Genomic DNA, 14,571 nt, shown 5'->3' on the forward strand with positions numbered 1-14,571 from the left:
TACTGGAACACGCTTTACATGGGCCGCGCCGTCGAGCATCTGCGCGCCAGCGGCGAGCCCGCGCCCGACGAGCTGCTCGCCCATGTAGCCCCGCTAGGCTGGCGACACATCAGCCTGACCGGCGATTACCTCTGGCAAAACGCCGCTGCCGAGCTCGATCAAGACGGCTACCGCGCACTCAACATCGCCGGCGGACCCGGAGCCAAGGTGGCCTGAGCCGCCCTGTTCGCTACCTGTTCAGCTTACCGCTGTCCGTGTCACAAACCTTGAGGTGCTCCCTGATCCAGCAGCGCGACGAAATCGAGCGACTGGCCCATACGCGGCTCGCCGATGACGTTGATTACCAGCTGTTGCGCAACATTCCGGGCATTGGTCCGATCAACGCGCTGACCATCCTGGCCGAGGCCGGTGATCTGCGGCGCTTCAATCATCATCGTCAGTTCCTGAAGTTCTGCGGTCTCGATCTCGCAACGTGTCAGTCAGGCACGTTCCGTGGCCGCACCAAGCTGTCCAAGTACGGTAACGCGCGCCTACGCCGGACCTTCTGGATGGCTGCCCAGGTCGCCGCGCGTCAGCGCGACAACAGCTTCCGCGACAAGCTCGGACGGTACACCGCCGGGCACGCGGACGATGCCGACCGTCGCCGCAAGGCGATGACGGCGCTCACCGCCAAGATGGCGCGCGTGGCTCACGCCGTCATCAAGACGGGGACAGAGTACCGGCCGTTCCTCGAACGGTCGGATGCCAGGTGGAAGGACCCCTCTCTGCAAGTGCCGTGAGGGCGCTCGTCGAGCGACCCTATAGATAATGTTCGGGCCTTCCACCTGGGTGCGTATCTCGTTTTAAGGATGGTGAGGACCACGGCCGCTCCGGCGCCGCTGGATCCTGTGTTTGCTATGGCAGGGAGCGATCCCGTTGACGGTGGGAGCCATCTGGCTCAGATTGCATGTCGCGCCGATGGTTGTCGGCGCATGGATATCTGCTGGCCAAAACCCGCCGCTGCTTCCCCACATAGGACGTTGTCCGACCTGATATGCGCGGGCGGACCACGCTCGATGAACAACTCGGCCAGCGCTGCCAGTACGTCTTCGTGTTTGAGCTGGCGCGCGACGACGAGTGCCAGGCACTCCCTGCTCGCCTCGTCGATAATGGTAAGGATGCGGAACTTGCGTCCGTCATGGGTGCGTTCCTCGACGAAGTCGTAAGCCCAGACATGCCCCGGATACTCCGGCCGCAACCGGATGCACGAGCCATCGTTCAGCCATAACCGGCCGCGTTTCGGCTGGCGCTGCGGCACCTTCAGCCCCTCGCGTCGCCAGATCCGTTCCACCCGTTTATGGTTCACCGACCAACCCGCCGCATGCAGCAGCGCCGTCACCCGGCGATAGCCGTAGCGCCCGTACTGCCTGGCAAGGGCGATGATATCCTCGGTCAGCGCCTCTTCGTCATCTGCCCCGAACGGCACCTTGCGCTGCGTCGACCGGTGCTGACCCAGCATGATCTCAACCTCACGTAGCTTCCCGATAATCTCCTCGGGCTTGTGCTTCTTCGCAGGCATTCGTCGTCCCTTCCTTGGTCCAGACTGTAATAGTCGATGGACCACTCAGAAGGGGGCAGCTCAGACCGGCACATGGTAGTGCGCGGCAGGGTCGGTGACGCGGAACACGGGATCGATCTCGGGGAAGAATGGCACCGCCTTCGCATCCGGGTAGCCTGCCATGTCGAACAGCAGCTTGTAGGTGCGCGGCGCGAACTTCGACGGCTACCTACCCGACGCCGATATCTCGGTTGAAACCGGGCAAACCTATAGTCCTGCATGACGATCTGGCATCTTGCATCACCGCGAGCAGCTATCGAAACCGGCGTTTATCACCTACAGTCCTGCAAGGCAGGGTCGCCGGTCCTGCGAAACCGATGGTGGGGGTGCCGTTGCGACCTGTGTCAGCTGCGATCTGTGTTCCGGTCCGCAACGAGGAGACTGCGTTACCGAAGTTGCTGGAGGCGATCGAGCGACTGGACCTGGGCGACGTCGAGGCTGCCGTGTTCTTCCTCCTTGATAATTGCTCGGATGCGAGCGAGCAGGTAATACTCGAGCATGCTGGTCGCATGGCCCTTCCGTTCACGGTGGCTCAGGGAGACCCGTCCCCTGATGCCAATGCCGGTCGTGCACGCCGGGCCGCCATCGCCCTCGGCCTGCATCATGCGGCGAGCACGCCCCACGGTATTCTCCTGACGACCGACGCCGACAGCCAGCCCCGTGCCGATTGGGTCAGGGCGGCACTGCAGGGCCTGGCCTCGGCCGACCTTGTCGCCGGGCGAATCGTCCGGATCGCAGCGGAGCGGGATCCGGTGCAGGGGAGGGTCGAGCGCTACCTCGATCGGCTTCACGCCTACCGACGATCGGTCGACCCCGTTCCGTGGGACAGTCCGACCGGCTCCCACTGCTCGGGAGGCGCCAACATGGCCTTCCGACCCGGAGCCTATCAGGCGCTGGGTGGCTTCCAGCCGGTGCCATGCGGCGAGGACGCCGCCCTGCTCGACGATGCCGGGCGCGCCGGGTTTCGCGTGCGCCGCGATCCCGGCATGGTGGTTGCGACCTCCTCACGGCGGCTCGGCCGGGCGCCGGGCGGCATGGCGGCTGCGCTCAGTGCCATCGACCATCACGGGGCACCCTCAATGCCGCATCCCCGAGGGGCGGCATGGCAATACCGACAGCAGGCGGAGGCGCGCCGCATTTGGGCCGGGCTCCCCGATTCCTTTGTCGCAGCTCGCTTCGGCGACCGTATCGGATTGACCGGTGACCATGTGATCGGCGTCGCGCGCGACTGCCCCAACGCAGAGGCGTTCGCCATGCGTGTCGTGCCGGCGCTGCCCGATATACCCGACGTCACCCTCGCCGAGGCCGAGCATGCCCTGGCAACGCTCGAGCACCAGCTTTGCGAGCAGGCGGTATGACGACGACCAAAGCTCTGCGCCATGCGATCGTCGCGGCAGGGTGGGTGACCGACCCCGCCGGCGATCCGACGACGCCCGAGGCATATCTGGACCTGCTCCGCCCTCTTTACGCTGCGGGACGCCGGGATCTCCCCATCGGGCGCCTGCTGGAGGGGCATGTCGATGCGGTGCAAATCGTGTTTCGATACGGCACGTCGTCCCAGGTCGCTGCGTTGCGGGCGCGGATCGCTGCGGGAGCGATGCTGGGTGTGTGGAATGCGGGCCTGCCGGGTGAGTCGCTGGTGCTTACCGGCGGACGGCTGACCGGCGGCAAGGGCTATGCATCGGGGGCGGGGATACTGACTCACGCGCTGGTAACCGCGGATAGCGAACGCGGGCCGCAGCTGCTCCTGCTCGACCTGGATGCCGATCCGCCTGCCATCGATCGGGAGTGGTGGCAGACGATCGGCATGCAGCGCTCGGAGACACATCTGGTGCGCTGGTCCGGCTCTGTGATCCGTGAAGACGGCCGTATCGGCGAGCCCGGCAGCTATGCGCGGGAGCCGTTCTTCAGCGGAGGCGCGCTGCGCTTCGCCGCGGTTCATGCCGGGGGCATCGCCGGCCTGCTCGATGCAGTGCGTGACCACCTGACCACCCACGAGCGCGCTTCCGATCCGTTCCAGGCATCGCGCCTCGCCGACCTGTTCCTGCTTGCCCAGGGTGCAGCGGCGAGCATCCGCGACACGGCGGGCGCCTGGTTCAGCGGGACGGATGCGGAACGCCTCGCCCGGGTGTCCGCTGCGCGGCTATCGATCGCCGGCTCTGCCGAGCGCGCCCTGACGATCGCGCAGGAGGCGGTGGGGCTGCAGGGATTGTTCCTATCGCATCCGCTGGCGGCAAAGATCGCCGATCTCATGGTGTACCTGCGCCAGCCTGCGCCCGACGCGCATCGCTTTCGCGTCGGCCAGGCTGTCGCCGAGCACATCCTCGACCCCATTCTGTGAGGATCCCGCTGCGAAACGTACGTGTCGCGCTGGTGATCGCCCCGCACCCGGATGACGAGGTCATCGGCGCGGCAGGCCTCATTGCGCGGCTTCGCCGCCATGGAGCTCGGGTCCGGGTTGCGGTCGTGACCGATGGTGCCGCGTCTCACCGGGGCAGCCGACAATGGCCGAGAGCGCGACTGGTCGCGGCGCGCCAGCGTGAGAGCCTTCATGCGCTACGTCGTCTCGGCATCGTTGCTGGCGACGTCTCGTTCCTCAATTTGCCCGATGGCCAGTTGCCCTCGATCCCGGGACGCTGTTATCGCGCGCTGCGCCGCCAGGTCGCACGATGCCGGGATCTCGATCTCATCGTCGGACCGGCCTGCGATGACGACCATCCCGATCACCGCGCCGTAGCAGCGGCCGTCGCCCGATGCCCGGGTGGCGCCGGTCGGCTGACCTACCGCGTGTGGCCGCCTCGCCCGGACAGGTCCGGACCGGCATGGCGCATCGCTGTGCCCGGAGGAGTTCCGGTTAAGCGGTCGCTGATCCGCGTCTACCGGACGCAGCTCGGCGCCGTTTCCGATGATCCAGCAGGCTTCACGATCGCGAGACACGAGCTTGCGGCCTTTGCTCGTCCGGTCGAGCGCTACCGGCCGGGTTCGAAGTGACGAGCCCGATCGATCTTGCCGGGTTCGCCGCCAAGTTCGCCGGCGACGACGATCCCTGGCGCACCTTCACCGCCCGTGACGAGGCGGTGAAGCGTGCCGCGATCCTGCACGCGATAGGTCACCGACCGGTCGGACGGGTGCTGGAGCTGGCCAGCGGCAACGGATCCAACAGTGCCGCGATCGCGAGGATGGCGTTGTGCCTCGATGCGACCGAGGGCACGAGGGAGGGGGTCGACCTGACGGCACGCGCCGTCGCGGCCTGGCCTCGTGCGTGCGCATCGCTGCTCGTGCTCCCCGGTCGACCGCCACGTCTCGTCTATGACGTGATCGTGATCGCCGAGATCCTGTATTACCTCTCAGCGCGAGAGATGGCCCGGGTTGCGCGTGAGATGGCCGCTCGCCTGCGGGGAGACGGCACCATCGTGCTCGCGCACCACAGGATCGACTACTACGACTTCGCCCAGCACGCGGCAGGAATCCACGCCCGGTTCCTCGCAGAGACCGGGCGTCGTTGGACGGTTCGCACCGTGCGCCGCACCCGCCGCTGGGTCGTCACCGCGGCCCGCGCCGACGGTGTGCCCCGATCCCCTTGAACGCGAGCGAGGCAGCACGTCCCACGTCCGTGCGATATGAGGCTTGCCGTTAAGTGGAGCGGCAGGACGTCCACCTGCCGCTCCCGCCAGGGTCGTCAGGCCGCCGCGTCGAGATCGACCTTCATCTCCCGAGCCCAGAACCTGAGGTCACGACAGGTCGTGACGAACGCCTTGACGTCCTTGCTCTTGCTTAGGGCTACGAAGCCATCGTCAAGCTCCGGCACCCGAGAAGCGTCGAACAACGTGGCGGCTGCATCGGTGTAGCCGATGAACTTGCAGTGGCCGAACGCGTCCGCCACGAAGTCCTTGGAGGCCGCATCCTTGGCGAGCATCGCAACCCCCTCCTCGGACGGGAGCACCGCGACGGCATCGAACAGGACCGAAGGTCCGCCGTCGATCTTCTGCTTGGCCGCGACCTTGGTGCCGTCGTCGAGCGTGACCCCGCCGATCTTCGGCGCGACCACCTCCCAGACCGCGCCTTCGGCTTCCAGCGCCTTCGTCAGCGCATTGAACAGCTCGGCGCTCGACCCATCGGTCAGCAGCAGGCCCATCTTTCGCCCGGCGAAATTCGCCGGGCCGTTGGCGACGATCGAGAGCGCCGACGATGTCGGCAGGTCTAGCGTCGGCTTGGCCGCCTTGGCGGCGTCCGGCAGGTCAAGGCCGAGCCCGTCCGCAACGGTAGCGGCGAGATCCTCGTCGATGTTGCGCAGGTGGCTGACCGCCCGGGCCCGGATGTCGACACGATCTACCTTCGACAGCTCGAACACCAGCGCGTCGCCGATGTGCTTCTGCTCGATCGGCTGCTGGCTGAGATAGAACTGCCGCGCCTGGCTGTAATGATCGGCAAAGGTTTCGGACCGAACCCGCTGCTTAGTCCCCTGAACCTCGGCGGGGAAGCTGGTGAAGCCGATCTCCGCGTTCTCGCGCGGACCGCCTTCCGCGCCCCAGCTGTTCGGCTCATAGTTCACGCGCCCCTTCGGATTGCGCATCGCCATGTGGCCGTCCTGCTGGAAGTTCATCACCGGACAGCGCGGGGCATTGATCGGCAGGTGGGTGAAGTTCGGGCTGCCGAGCCGCTTCAGCTGGGTATCGAGATAGGAGAAGTTGCGGCCGTGCAGCAGCGGGTCGTCACTGAAGTCGATGCCCGGCACGATGTTCTGCGTGCAGTAGGCGACCTGCTCGGTTTCGGCGAAGAAGTTGTCGACGTTGCGATTAAGCGTGAGCGTACCGACGATGCGGACCGGCACGTCCTCCTCGGGGATGAGCTTGGTCGAGTCGAGATGGTCGAAGGGAAGCTTGTCGGCGGTTTCCTGATCGAACAGCTGGACGCCGAGATCCCATTGCGGGAAGTCACCGCTCTCGATCGCCTCCCAGAGATCGCGGCGATGATAGTCGGGATCGGCGCCGCTGATCTTGACCGCTTCGTTCCACAGCACCGACTGGAGCCCCTGGCGCGGCTTCCAGTGGAACTTGACGAAGGTCGACCTGCCTTCCGCGTTCACCAGGCGGAAGCTGTGGACGCCGAAGCCCTCCATCGTGCGGAAGGAGCGGGGGATCGTGCGATCGGACATGATCCACATGATCATGTGCCAGGCTTCCGGGGTGAGGCTGGCGAAATCCCAGAAATTGTCGTGTGCGGTTTGCGCCTGGGGGAACGCCCGGTCGGGCTCCTGCTTAGCCGCATGGACCAGATCGGGGAACTTGATGGCATCCTGGATGAAGAACACCGGGATGTTGTTGCCGACGATGTCCCAGTTGCCCTGCTTCGTGTACATCTTGACGGCGAAGCCGCGCACGTCGCGCGCCAGATCGCGCGAGCCCTTGTTGCCCGCTACCGTTGAGAAGCGGACGAACACCTCCGTCTGCTGCCCGACCGTGCTCAGCACGTCGGCGCGGGTGTAGTCGGCCAGACTGTCGGTCAGCTCGAACACGCCGTGCGCGCCATAGCCGCGTGCGTGGACGACGCGCTCCGGGATGCGCTCGTGATCGAAATGGAAGATCTTTTCGCGGAGGATGAAGTCCTCGAGCAGCGTGGGGCCCCGCAGACCCGCCTTGAGACTGTTCTGGGCGTCCGCGATCGGGATGCCCTGCTGCGTGGTCATGGTAAGTGCCGCGTCCGAGGTCGTCTGGCGGGTTTCGCCGCCATGGCCCTGCTGCTCGGCATAGTTCGTCGGCTGGTCGGCACCCGCCGGCAGCGGCGGTGCCTTCTTGGCCGTCTCGCCCTTGAGTTTCACCGCGTCGCTTTTGATGCTCTTGCGTGCCATGGACGTAATCCTCCGATCATGCCCTTAATGCCACCAGCGCCACGGCGATGCGAGGCATAAATCTTTGTAGCGACTGGGAACCGACCCGGAGGACCGAAATCAAGTTATGTCAGTCGAGCATGGTCGCCGGTTCGGACGACAGGCGCGGGCTCGGCAACGTAAGTGTTCATGGCTGCGCGGAACCCGACTGCGGCTTCCTTGGTCCTGGATCACAGCCAGGGAAAGCCGATATGAGCCGGTTGGAGATGTCTTAACGCCTTGCCGTTAGCCGAGCATGATGTACTCCCAGGTCGTACAGGTTTTCGACTGCGTCCGGCACGACCACGATCTGTGGTTGGTGCTGCTCGCCGGCCTGGTTTGCCTCTGCGGAATCTATGCGTCCTTTGCCCTGGCCGACCATGCCATACGCTCAGGGCGGAAGACGCGCAGCCTGTGAGAACCTATCACCATCGTGTCGGCCGGCTGCACGGCCTGGGCGACCCACTTCATTATCTTGCTGGCTTTCAAGCCGGGCATGCCGTCTGCGTTCAACCCGCTGGCCGTACGGCCGTTTTACGGCCGCTCGTTGATGTAAACGAATCAAATGGACAGGGACCCATGCCGCGGCTCAAGGCGTTGAGCGTCATAGACATGGCCCTGACGACAGGGACATGCACTCAGATGAGGAAACGACATGCGCGCACTATGCTGGCACGGTAAAGGCGATGTCCGCGTCGACACCGTTGCGGATCCCGAGATCAAGCACCCGCGCGATGCGATCATCAAAGTAACCGCCTGCGCGATCTGCGGGTCGGACCTTCACCTGCTGGATGGCTACCAGCCCACCATGGAGGCCGGCGACATCCTCGGCCACGAGAACATGGGCGAGGTCGTGGCGCTCGGGTCCGAGGTCACCAACCTCAAGATCGGGGACCGGGTGGTGGTGCCGTTCACGATCAGCTGCGGCGATTGCTGGTTCTGCAAGAAGGGTCTGTTTGCGGCCTGCGATCGGACCAATCCGAACGCCGAGATGGCCGCCAAGGCGATGGGCCATTCGCCCGCCGGGCTGTTCGGCTTCAGCCACATGCTGGGCGGCTACTGCGGCGGTCAGGCGGAGTATCTCCGCGTGCCGATGGCGGATGTCGGTCCGATCAAGATTCCCGACAACGTTACCGACGAGCAGGCCCTCTTCCTATCGGATATCTTCCCAACCGGCTACATGGCCGCCGAGAATGCGCAGATCGAGCATGGCGACACCGTCGCGATCTGGGGCTGCGGTCCGGTCGGCCAGTTCGCCATCCGCTCCGCGCTGATGATGGGCGCCGGCCGCGTGATCGCGATCGACGAGGTGCCCGAGCGACTCGCCATGGCGGAGGCCGGTGGCGCTGAGACGATTAACTTCGCCGAAACCGATGTCTACGACGAGCTGCAGGCGCGAACCAAGGGCCGGGGCCCCGACAGCTGCATCGATGCTGTCGGCTGCGAGGCGGCCGCGCACGGGGCGGCGAACGCGGTCATGGACAAGGTGAAGGCAAGCATGATGCTCGCCACTGATCGCGTCCACGTCCTGCGGCAGGCGATCATGAGCTGCCGCAAGGGCGGCACGGTCTCCGTGCCCGGCGTCTACGTCGGGATGGGTGACAAGCTTCCGATCGGTGCAGCGATGAACAAAGGACTAACGATCAAGCTCGGCCAAACCCACGTGCAGCGCTATACTAGACCGTTGCTGGAAAAAATCGTCGCGGGCGCGATCGACCCCAGCTTCGTGATCACCCACCCGGCCAGTCTTGAAGACGCGCCAGAAATGTACGCTAAATTCCGCGACAAGGAAGAAGGTGTGATCAAGGTTGTTATGCGCCCGCACGGTTGATTGGCGGAATAACCGGGAACAGGACGCTTATCGATGCCGATCGACACCGCCGCTTTGGAGCACGTGTAGCGGCGGTGTCGATCAGCTTGCGACCAAGTATGTCGGCAGACCTAGGGTCAGGACTCGTTGACCATAGCGAACAGCGATGGCCGACGCACCAGGAAGCGAAGCGCCACTTGGCGTGCGGTCGTGCCGTGGCTGGCCGCGATCTCCTCCAGCACGCGCCCGCCAGGGGTGCGCGGGCCGGGGAAGTCGCCCTGGCCGAACGGGCTGTCGGCGCCCGGCCGCGCGAACTTCCCATGATTTAGGCCCAGGACGCCTTCCGTGGAGCTCGAGGCGCTACCATCGGAACAAGGAGAGAAAAGATGCACAAGGCACTGTTCGTAGGCATTGAAGCCGGGCCGACCCACCAGGAAGATGCCGCTGAATTCCTCCGGGGTGCGCTGGAGCCGGTCGAGCATGAGCAGGACACGCGGCACTGGTACGCGCTGCGCTTTGGCCCCGCCGACTTCGCCATCTTCGATACCTTCCCCGGCAATGCCGGCCGGCTGAAGCATCTGTTCGGCACGGTCGGCCGGGCGCTGGTCGTGAAGACCTTCACCATCCTCAACGGATTGCCGGAGATCGAGCCGGCCGACATCCTCGCCCTCAAGGTGCCGGCGGCGGACGCCCTGCCGCGCTTGGCCCTGCATGTTCCGCTTGAAGCACGGGACGGTGCGGAGGAAGAGGTTGCCCGCTTCCTCCAAGGAGCCCGATCGGCCGTGGAGCGGGAGCCTGGCACCCTGTCGTGGTACGCTCTGCGTCTCGGAAAGACTCGGTTCGGCATCCTCGATACCTTCGCCGACGAGGCAGGGCGCGAGACGCATCTGTCGGGCGAAATCGGCACGGCGCTATCCGGAAGCGCTGCTTCGCTGTTCGCCGAGCCTCCCCAGATCCACCGCGCACAAATCTTGGCGTTCAAGATTGCATCCGCTGGTGATGAGGAGAGGACGAGCAGGAACACGTCGGTCGCGCGGCCCCTTGAGAGAGGGACAGTCTGATGGACACGAAGCAGAAGGTGCTCGTTGGAGCGGCCGTCGCCAGCACCGCGGCAGCCGGGGCCGCGTTCGCGTTCAAGTCCGCGGGCACGGATTCGAAGCTCACCAAGGTCGCGTGTCCGCCGTCAGCACCAATGGCACAGATTTGAGGTTGTGATTTAAGGAGGATCTGGGCTTCGTCGTAGTGACGAAGGAACGAAGATGAAGCCCAGATCCTCCAATGTAAAATCGCCCGCCAAGGCCTCAGCAGAGCGGGTAGTGAACCGTGGATTTGAGGGATGCACAGCTCCCTGGGGTCGATTGTCGTTAGCGGCAAACCATTGAACATCGGGTATGGTCAGTTCCGTCCGCTCACGGACGTGCTGATCGGAAAAGCGCTCTCTACCGCCACAAGCGGTGTAGAGGGCGACTAGGTGCTTGGTCGCAAGATCCTTCTCCAAGCTGCGGGCACCCGCAATTTGGGCGAAGCTCGATCGCCCCAATAGGGAGCCGTAGCGCTCAGGGCTGACGCGCTTCAGAAGCCAACAACACGGCGTGCGTCATGCACTATAGTCAGCCGGCGGGCGTGGTGCGTCGCACCCCGTGCTCGACGGAGACGACAGCGCTTCGCAACGCCTACGGAGTGCGGTGATATGAGGGTCGCGGTGTGGTCGGTAGCGGGATTGCTGCTAGTGTCCTGCTCGCCGAACGCACCGCAACCCGAGGTCCCGGCCGGCTGGAAGTCGGTCGGGATCCCTTCGTGCTGCACGGTCGCCATTCCATCAGATGCGACTCTGAAGGCGGGAAAGGACCCGGTAGACGATCCGGTGTTCCTGCTGCGCGGGCCGGGCTACGAAGGCATGTTCACAGTGACAGGCCGAGGATCGGCGCTGCCGATCGCGAGCTCCGGGACCAACTACAAAGCGGATCAGCTCACGCTCGACGGCCGCCCCGCAGGCGTAGCTTCCTACCGTGTCGCCGACCCGAACTATCCCGAGCGCCGCAGCCTTCTGTGGACGTTTGCTGGGCGGAACGACGGATCGGGGAAGAACCTGGTGCTTGATCTTTCCTGCAAGGAAACGGGTTGTGCCGTATTCCTGCCTATGATCGGCTCCCTCGACGCAAAACCATGAATACTCGCTGCCTTATGGGTCAATGCCGACCGGGAAGCCGATCCGGCTTGTCGGCCGGCTGGAGCGTTCGTTATGGGGCGACGACGACTTTGGCCGGTTCCAGCTAGACGACGCCGCGGTCATCGCAGTCGACGGGCCACGTTGAGGCGGGCCCGGCTGGGCCGAAGGTCGAGCCCACGGGTTGGGTAGGCGGGATAACGACGCAGCCGCTACGATCGGGGCGGTTCCTTTATACCGGCTGGGGCATGAAGAGAATCCTATCCCGACCATTGATCCCATTCGGGACGGTCGCGGCCAGCGCGCTTCGACTGGTTCAGTCGTAAACGTATATCTGTGCCCGCTCTATGCGCCACCCGCTGTTCGCAAAAGCCTTCCTTTCTGACGACCTTGCCGGCGGGCCATGACCGCACCGCATTTCTGCTGCCCGCCGCTTGTCAGAACTGTTCTGAAAACGTGCTTCGCAAAAGCGTCTGCCGGCGACGGGTTTGGAGAACCCACTGGTAGAAAGCGTGAGCACGACGCCTCGTTTGCAAGCAGCGCCGGATAATGGCGAGCACACTGGCAGATAATTTGAGCAGGTTGCCACGCGCCAGTGGCAGATAGCGTGAGCAGAAAATCTGGCTGTTTGCGAGCAGGCGCCGTTATGATTGCAAGCGCCTACAGATATTGCCGCTGGCGATCACGATCTCGATCCAGGGCCAGTGCTGTGCGACATGACGCGCCAGCGCAAAGCCGTTGATCGATCCCGGCATCTCGACATCGGAGAACAGCAGGATGGTGTTGTCGGCCTGCTCCTCCAGCAGCACGATCGCGGTATCGCCGTCCATCGCCTCATGACAGCGAAAGCCGGCGTCCTCCAGGATCAGCGTCATGTCCATCAGGATGATCGGGACGTCATCGACCGCGAGCGCGAAAGGTACGGTCGACGTGTTCATCACCTCTACAACCGCCTGTATCCATAATCGCTCCCGCGACCGGCACGATGCTGCCGCCAAATCGTTGATGGCCTGACGGAAATTCGAGGGAGAACATCGAATGCGTAGCCTGGTTGCTGTGTTCACGGTCGGGATATTCGCGATCGCGACCCCTGCCGGCGCGCAGGACATGCCCGGCGCAGTCGATCTGGGCGCGCAAGCGCGCACCCAGGTTCAGTCAGCGACTGCTCGTGGCTATGCCGAACGGGGCGGGGCGGCGACCGCGCGAGGTCCGAACGGGGTGCCACTGTCCGCTCGCGCGAAAAGCTATTGCGACAGCTATTCCGCACGGTTGCGCCAGTACGGCGCGAAGGATGGGCGAGTGATGAAGCTGGCAGCGGCCTGCCGGCAGGCAGGCTATCGCTATTGATCTCACCGCGCGATCGGCACCTGATCGATCCGCGTGGTCCAGGACGGGCTCTTGAAAGCACGCTTGGTGTCGTAGCTCTTCTGGCCAAAGCCCTCGGAGGCAAGCCGCATCGTGTTGCGGCCGAACCGCCCGTTGAGCCCGTCGATCGCGGCGAGCAGGGCAGGGGATCGCGGATCGGGCACCGCGAACAGGTCGGCCTGGTGCGCGGTCATCGGCTCCAGCCCCTCGAGCATGACGCCGCACTTGGTGTAGACGCCGCCAGTTTCGTACATGACATCCGCCATGCGGCCCGCCATACCGCCGATCACGCGCGGATCATTGGTCGCCGGCGACAGCCGCGCTATGCGCGAGGCGGACGGCGCGTTGGGCTTGAACCGGCTTCCGTGGGCAAAGGCGATCAGGCGGGTGGCAGCGAGATCCTGCGCGCGGATCTTCTCGGCCGCGCGGACCGCGCGGCGCACCATCGCCTCGCGCAGCGCCGCGACCTCGCGCACCGGCTCACCGAAGCAGCGGGTCACCGCGGTCGCCTTGGACGGGGGCGGCTCCGGCTCGAAATCGGTGCATTCGACGCCGTTCAGCTCGCGCACGAGCCGCTCCAGCACCACCGTCCCCACGTCGCGCGCGACCTCCGGGGGGAGGGCGGCAAGATCGGCCGTCGTCCTGACGCAGAGCGGTCGCAGCCGCTCGGTCATCGCTCGCGCGATGCCCCAGACCTCCTCGACCGGCCATTGCGCGAACAGGCGCCGCCGCAGCTCGATGTCGTGCAGGTCGACCACGCCCTTCCAGACCTTCTCCGACGCCTCGGCGAGGGCGTTGGCAACCTTGCTCAGCGTCCGGGTCGGGCCAAGCCCGATGCGGATCGGCAGGCCCGTCGCACGCTTGACGGCCGCGATCACGCGGTGCGCGGCCGCCACGTCGCCCAGGCCGTTCGGGAGCACCGGCAGGCGAAAGAACGATTCGTCGATCGAGTACACCTCGACCGTGCAACTGTGCTCGGCGAGGACCTGATTGAAGCGACGATTCATGTCGGCATACAATTCGTAGGAACTGCTGCGGTATTGGATGCCATGCTCGCGGACGATATCACGAATCTTGAACATCGGCGCACCCATCTTGATGTGCAGCGCCTTGGCCTCCTCGGAGCGCGCGATGGCGCAGCCGTCCCCGTTACTCAGCACGATGAGCGGTTTATCGCGCAGCGACGGGTCGAATACCCTCTCCGACGAGCAATAGAAGTTGGAGACGTCAGCGATCGCCCACATGGCGGTCAGCCCTGCAGGTTGCGCACGGAGGCGCGGACGACGCCCCACACTTCGACACTCTCATCCGCGATCACCGCGTCGTAGCGCATCCGCGCGTTGCGGGCCTCGAGGACCGGCTTGCCGTCGCGCCAGACCAACTGGCGGATCACGAAGCCCCCGTCGACCACGGCGATGACGATGCGGCCGCTAACCGGCGTGGCGTCGCGATCGACCACCACCACGTCGTCATCATAGATTCCAGCGTCGATCATGGACTGTCCGCTGACCCGGAACACGAAGCTGGCGGCGCGGTCGAGGCGCAGCAGCGCCACGAGATCGATCGCGGTTTCCTCCCAGTCCTGGGCAGGCGAGGGGAAGCCAGCGCCGGCCGCGCTCACCACCCTCAGGCGAAACGCTGGCGGCAGATCGGCGATCGGCATCGGTTGGGACAGGGGAATCACACACGCGGACATGCGCGCATGATATGCTGGATAAGAACATGAAGGGAACGAGATTTTCCTTTTGTTCTCATTTCGCATGACT

At 65.0% G+C, this 14,571-nt stretch carries 14 protein-coding genes and 3 pseudogenes; 11 read left to right on the forward strand and 6 right to left on the reverse strand.

Features of this window, described 5'->3' with window-relative positions:
- Together GGR88_RS13930 and GGR88_RS13935 are read left to right on the forward strand one after the other, a co-directional pair.
- On the forward strand, window positions 1-216 hold a 216-nt coding region (locus GGR88_RS13930; protein WP_167956290.1), incomplete at its 5' end, for a Tn3 family transposase.
- A gap of 62 nt (window positions 217-278) precedes the next feature.
- Window positions 279-804, forward strand: a pseudogene (locus tag GGR88_RS13935) (transposase); the annotation flags it as partial.
- A 214-nt stretch (window positions 805-1,018) separates the two neighbouring features.
- Here GGR88_RS13935 and GGR88_RS13940 read toward each other — a convergent pair.
- Both GGR88_RS13940 and GGR88_RS13945 read right to left on the reverse strand, forming a co-directional pair.
- Window positions 1,019-1,498, reverse strand: a pseudogene (locus tag GGR88_RS13940) (IS3 family transposase); the annotation flags it as partial.
- 120 nt (window positions 1,499-1,618) lie between these two features.
- Window positions 1,619-1,744, reverse strand: a pseudogene (locus tag GGR88_RS13945) (hydroxyisourate hydrolase); the annotation flags it as partial.
- A 248-nt stretch (window positions 1,745-1,992) separates the two neighbouring features.
- Between GGR88_RS13945 and GGR88_RS13950 the strand changes: the two are divergent.
- Genes GGR88_RS13950 through GGR88_RS13965 form a run of 4 tightly spaced genes read left to right on the forward strand, consistent with a single transcriptional unit; the run spans window position 1,993 to window position 5,181 of the window.
- Window positions 1,993-2,955, forward strand: coding sequence for a glycosyltransferase family 2 protein (locus tag GGR88_RS13950; protein WP_206378455.1), 963 nt, complete (start codon window positions 1,993-1,995; stop codon window positions 2,953-2,955).
- A complete protein-coding gene (locus GGR88_RS13955; protein ID WP_010408761.1) occupies window positions 2,952-3,938 on the forward strand; it encodes an acyl-CoA dehydrogenase family protein in 987 nt (328 codons plus the stop codon). The genes GGR88_RS13950 and GGR88_RS13955 overlap by 4 nt, the downstream gene beginning before the upstream one ends.
- Window positions 3,935-4,588: a PIG-L deacetylase family protein gene (locus GGR88_RS13960; protein WP_010408764.1), complete on the forward strand. Its 654-nt coding sequence runs from the start codon at window positions 3,935-3,937 to the stop codon at window positions 4,586-4,588. The genes GGR88_RS13955 and GGR88_RS13960 overlap by 4 nt, the downstream gene beginning before the upstream one ends.
- A complete protein-coding gene (locus GGR88_RS13965) occupies window positions 4,585-5,181 on the forward strand; it encodes an SAM-dependent methyltransferase (protein WP_010408767.1) in 597 nt (198 codons plus the stop codon). Before GGR88_RS13960 ends, GGR88_RS13965 begins: the two co-directional genes overlap by 4 nt.
- A 95-nt stretch (window positions 5,182-5,276) precedes the next feature.
- On the opposite strand, the gene GGR88_RS13970 is transcribed toward GGR88_RS13965, so the two are convergent.
- Window positions 5,277-7,445, reverse strand: a complete 2,169-nt coding sequence (locus tag GGR88_RS13970; protein ID WP_018250473.1) for a catalase — start codon at window positions 7,443-7,445, stop codon at window positions 5,277-5,279.
- A gap of 673 nt (window positions 7,446-8,118) precedes the next feature.
- On the opposite strand from GGR88_RS13970, the gene GGR88_RS13975 reads away from it, so the two are divergent.
- From GGR88_RS13975 to GGR88_RS15440, 4 genes are all read left to right on the forward strand, one after another.
- Entirely contained in the window at window positions 8,119-9,294 is a 1,176-nt protein-coding gene (locus tag GGR88_RS13975) for a zinc-dependent alcohol dehydrogenase (RefSeq protein WP_018250476.1), read from the forward strand.
- Between the two features lie 365 nt (window positions 9,295-9,659).
- The gene (locus tag GGR88_RS13985; protein ID WP_167956292.1) at window positions 9,660-10,334 is read left to right on the forward strand and encodes a putative quinol monooxygenase; all 675 of its coding nucleotides are present in this window, start codon (window positions 9,660-9,662) and stop codon (window positions 10,332-10,334) included.
- Window positions 10,334-10,480: a hypothetical protein gene (locus GGR88_RS13990; protein WP_018250478.1), complete on the forward strand. Its 147-nt coding sequence runs from the start codon at window positions 10,334-10,336 to the stop codon at window positions 10,478-10,480. Before GGR88_RS13985 ends, GGR88_RS13990 begins: the two co-directional genes overlap by 1 nt.
- A gap of 483 nt (window positions 10,481-10,963) precedes the next feature.
- The gene (locus tag GGR88_RS15440) at window positions 10,964-11,443 is read left to right on the forward strand and encodes a hypothetical protein (RefSeq protein ID WP_231376736.1); all 480 of its coding nucleotides are present in this window, start codon (window positions 10,964-10,966) and stop codon (window positions 11,441-11,443) included.
- Window positions 11,444-12,084: 641 nt separating this feature from the next.
- Here GGR88_RS15440 and GGR88_RS14000 read toward each other — a convergent pair.
- Entirely contained in the window at window positions 12,085-12,378 is a 294-nt protein-coding gene (locus GGR88_RS14000; protein ID WP_231738481.1) for a response regulator, read from the reverse strand.
- A 100-nt stretch (window positions 12,379-12,478) separates the two neighbouring features.
- On the opposite strand from GGR88_RS14000, the gene GGR88_RS14005 reads away from it, so the two are divergent.
- Window positions 12,479-12,787: a hypothetical protein gene (locus GGR88_RS14005; protein ID WP_010409222.1), complete on the forward strand. Its 309-nt coding sequence runs from the start codon at window positions 12,479-12,481 to the stop codon at window positions 12,785-12,787.
- A 2-nt stretch (window positions 12,788-12,789) separates the two neighbouring features.
- Here the strand turns inward: GGR88_RS14005 and GGR88_RS14010 are convergent, their stop codons facing one another.
- Together GGR88_RS14010 and GGR88_RS14015 are read right to left on the reverse strand one after the other, a co-directional pair.
- Window positions 12,790-14,049 carry a Y-family DNA polymerase gene (locus GGR88_RS14010; protein ID WP_167956294.1) on the reverse strand — a complete coding sequence of 420 codons (1,260 nt, stop codon included), beginning with the start codon at window positions 14,047-14,049 and terminating at the stop codon, window positions 12,790-12,792.
- A gap of 5 nt (window positions 14,050-14,054) precedes the next feature.
- Window positions 14,055-14,468: a LexA family protein gene (locus GGR88_RS14015; RefSeq protein WP_007406310.1), complete on the reverse strand. Its 414-nt coding sequence runs from the start codon at window positions 14,466-14,468 to the stop codon at window positions 14,055-14,057.
- Window positions 14,469-14,571: the final 103 nt, after the last annotated feature.

This window comes from Sphingomonas jejuensis (assembly GCF_011927695.1).
Taxonomy (GTDB): domain Bacteria; phylum Pseudomonadota; class Alphaproteobacteria; order Sphingomonadales; family Sphingomonadaceae; genus Sphingomonas_K; species Sphingomonas_K jejuensis.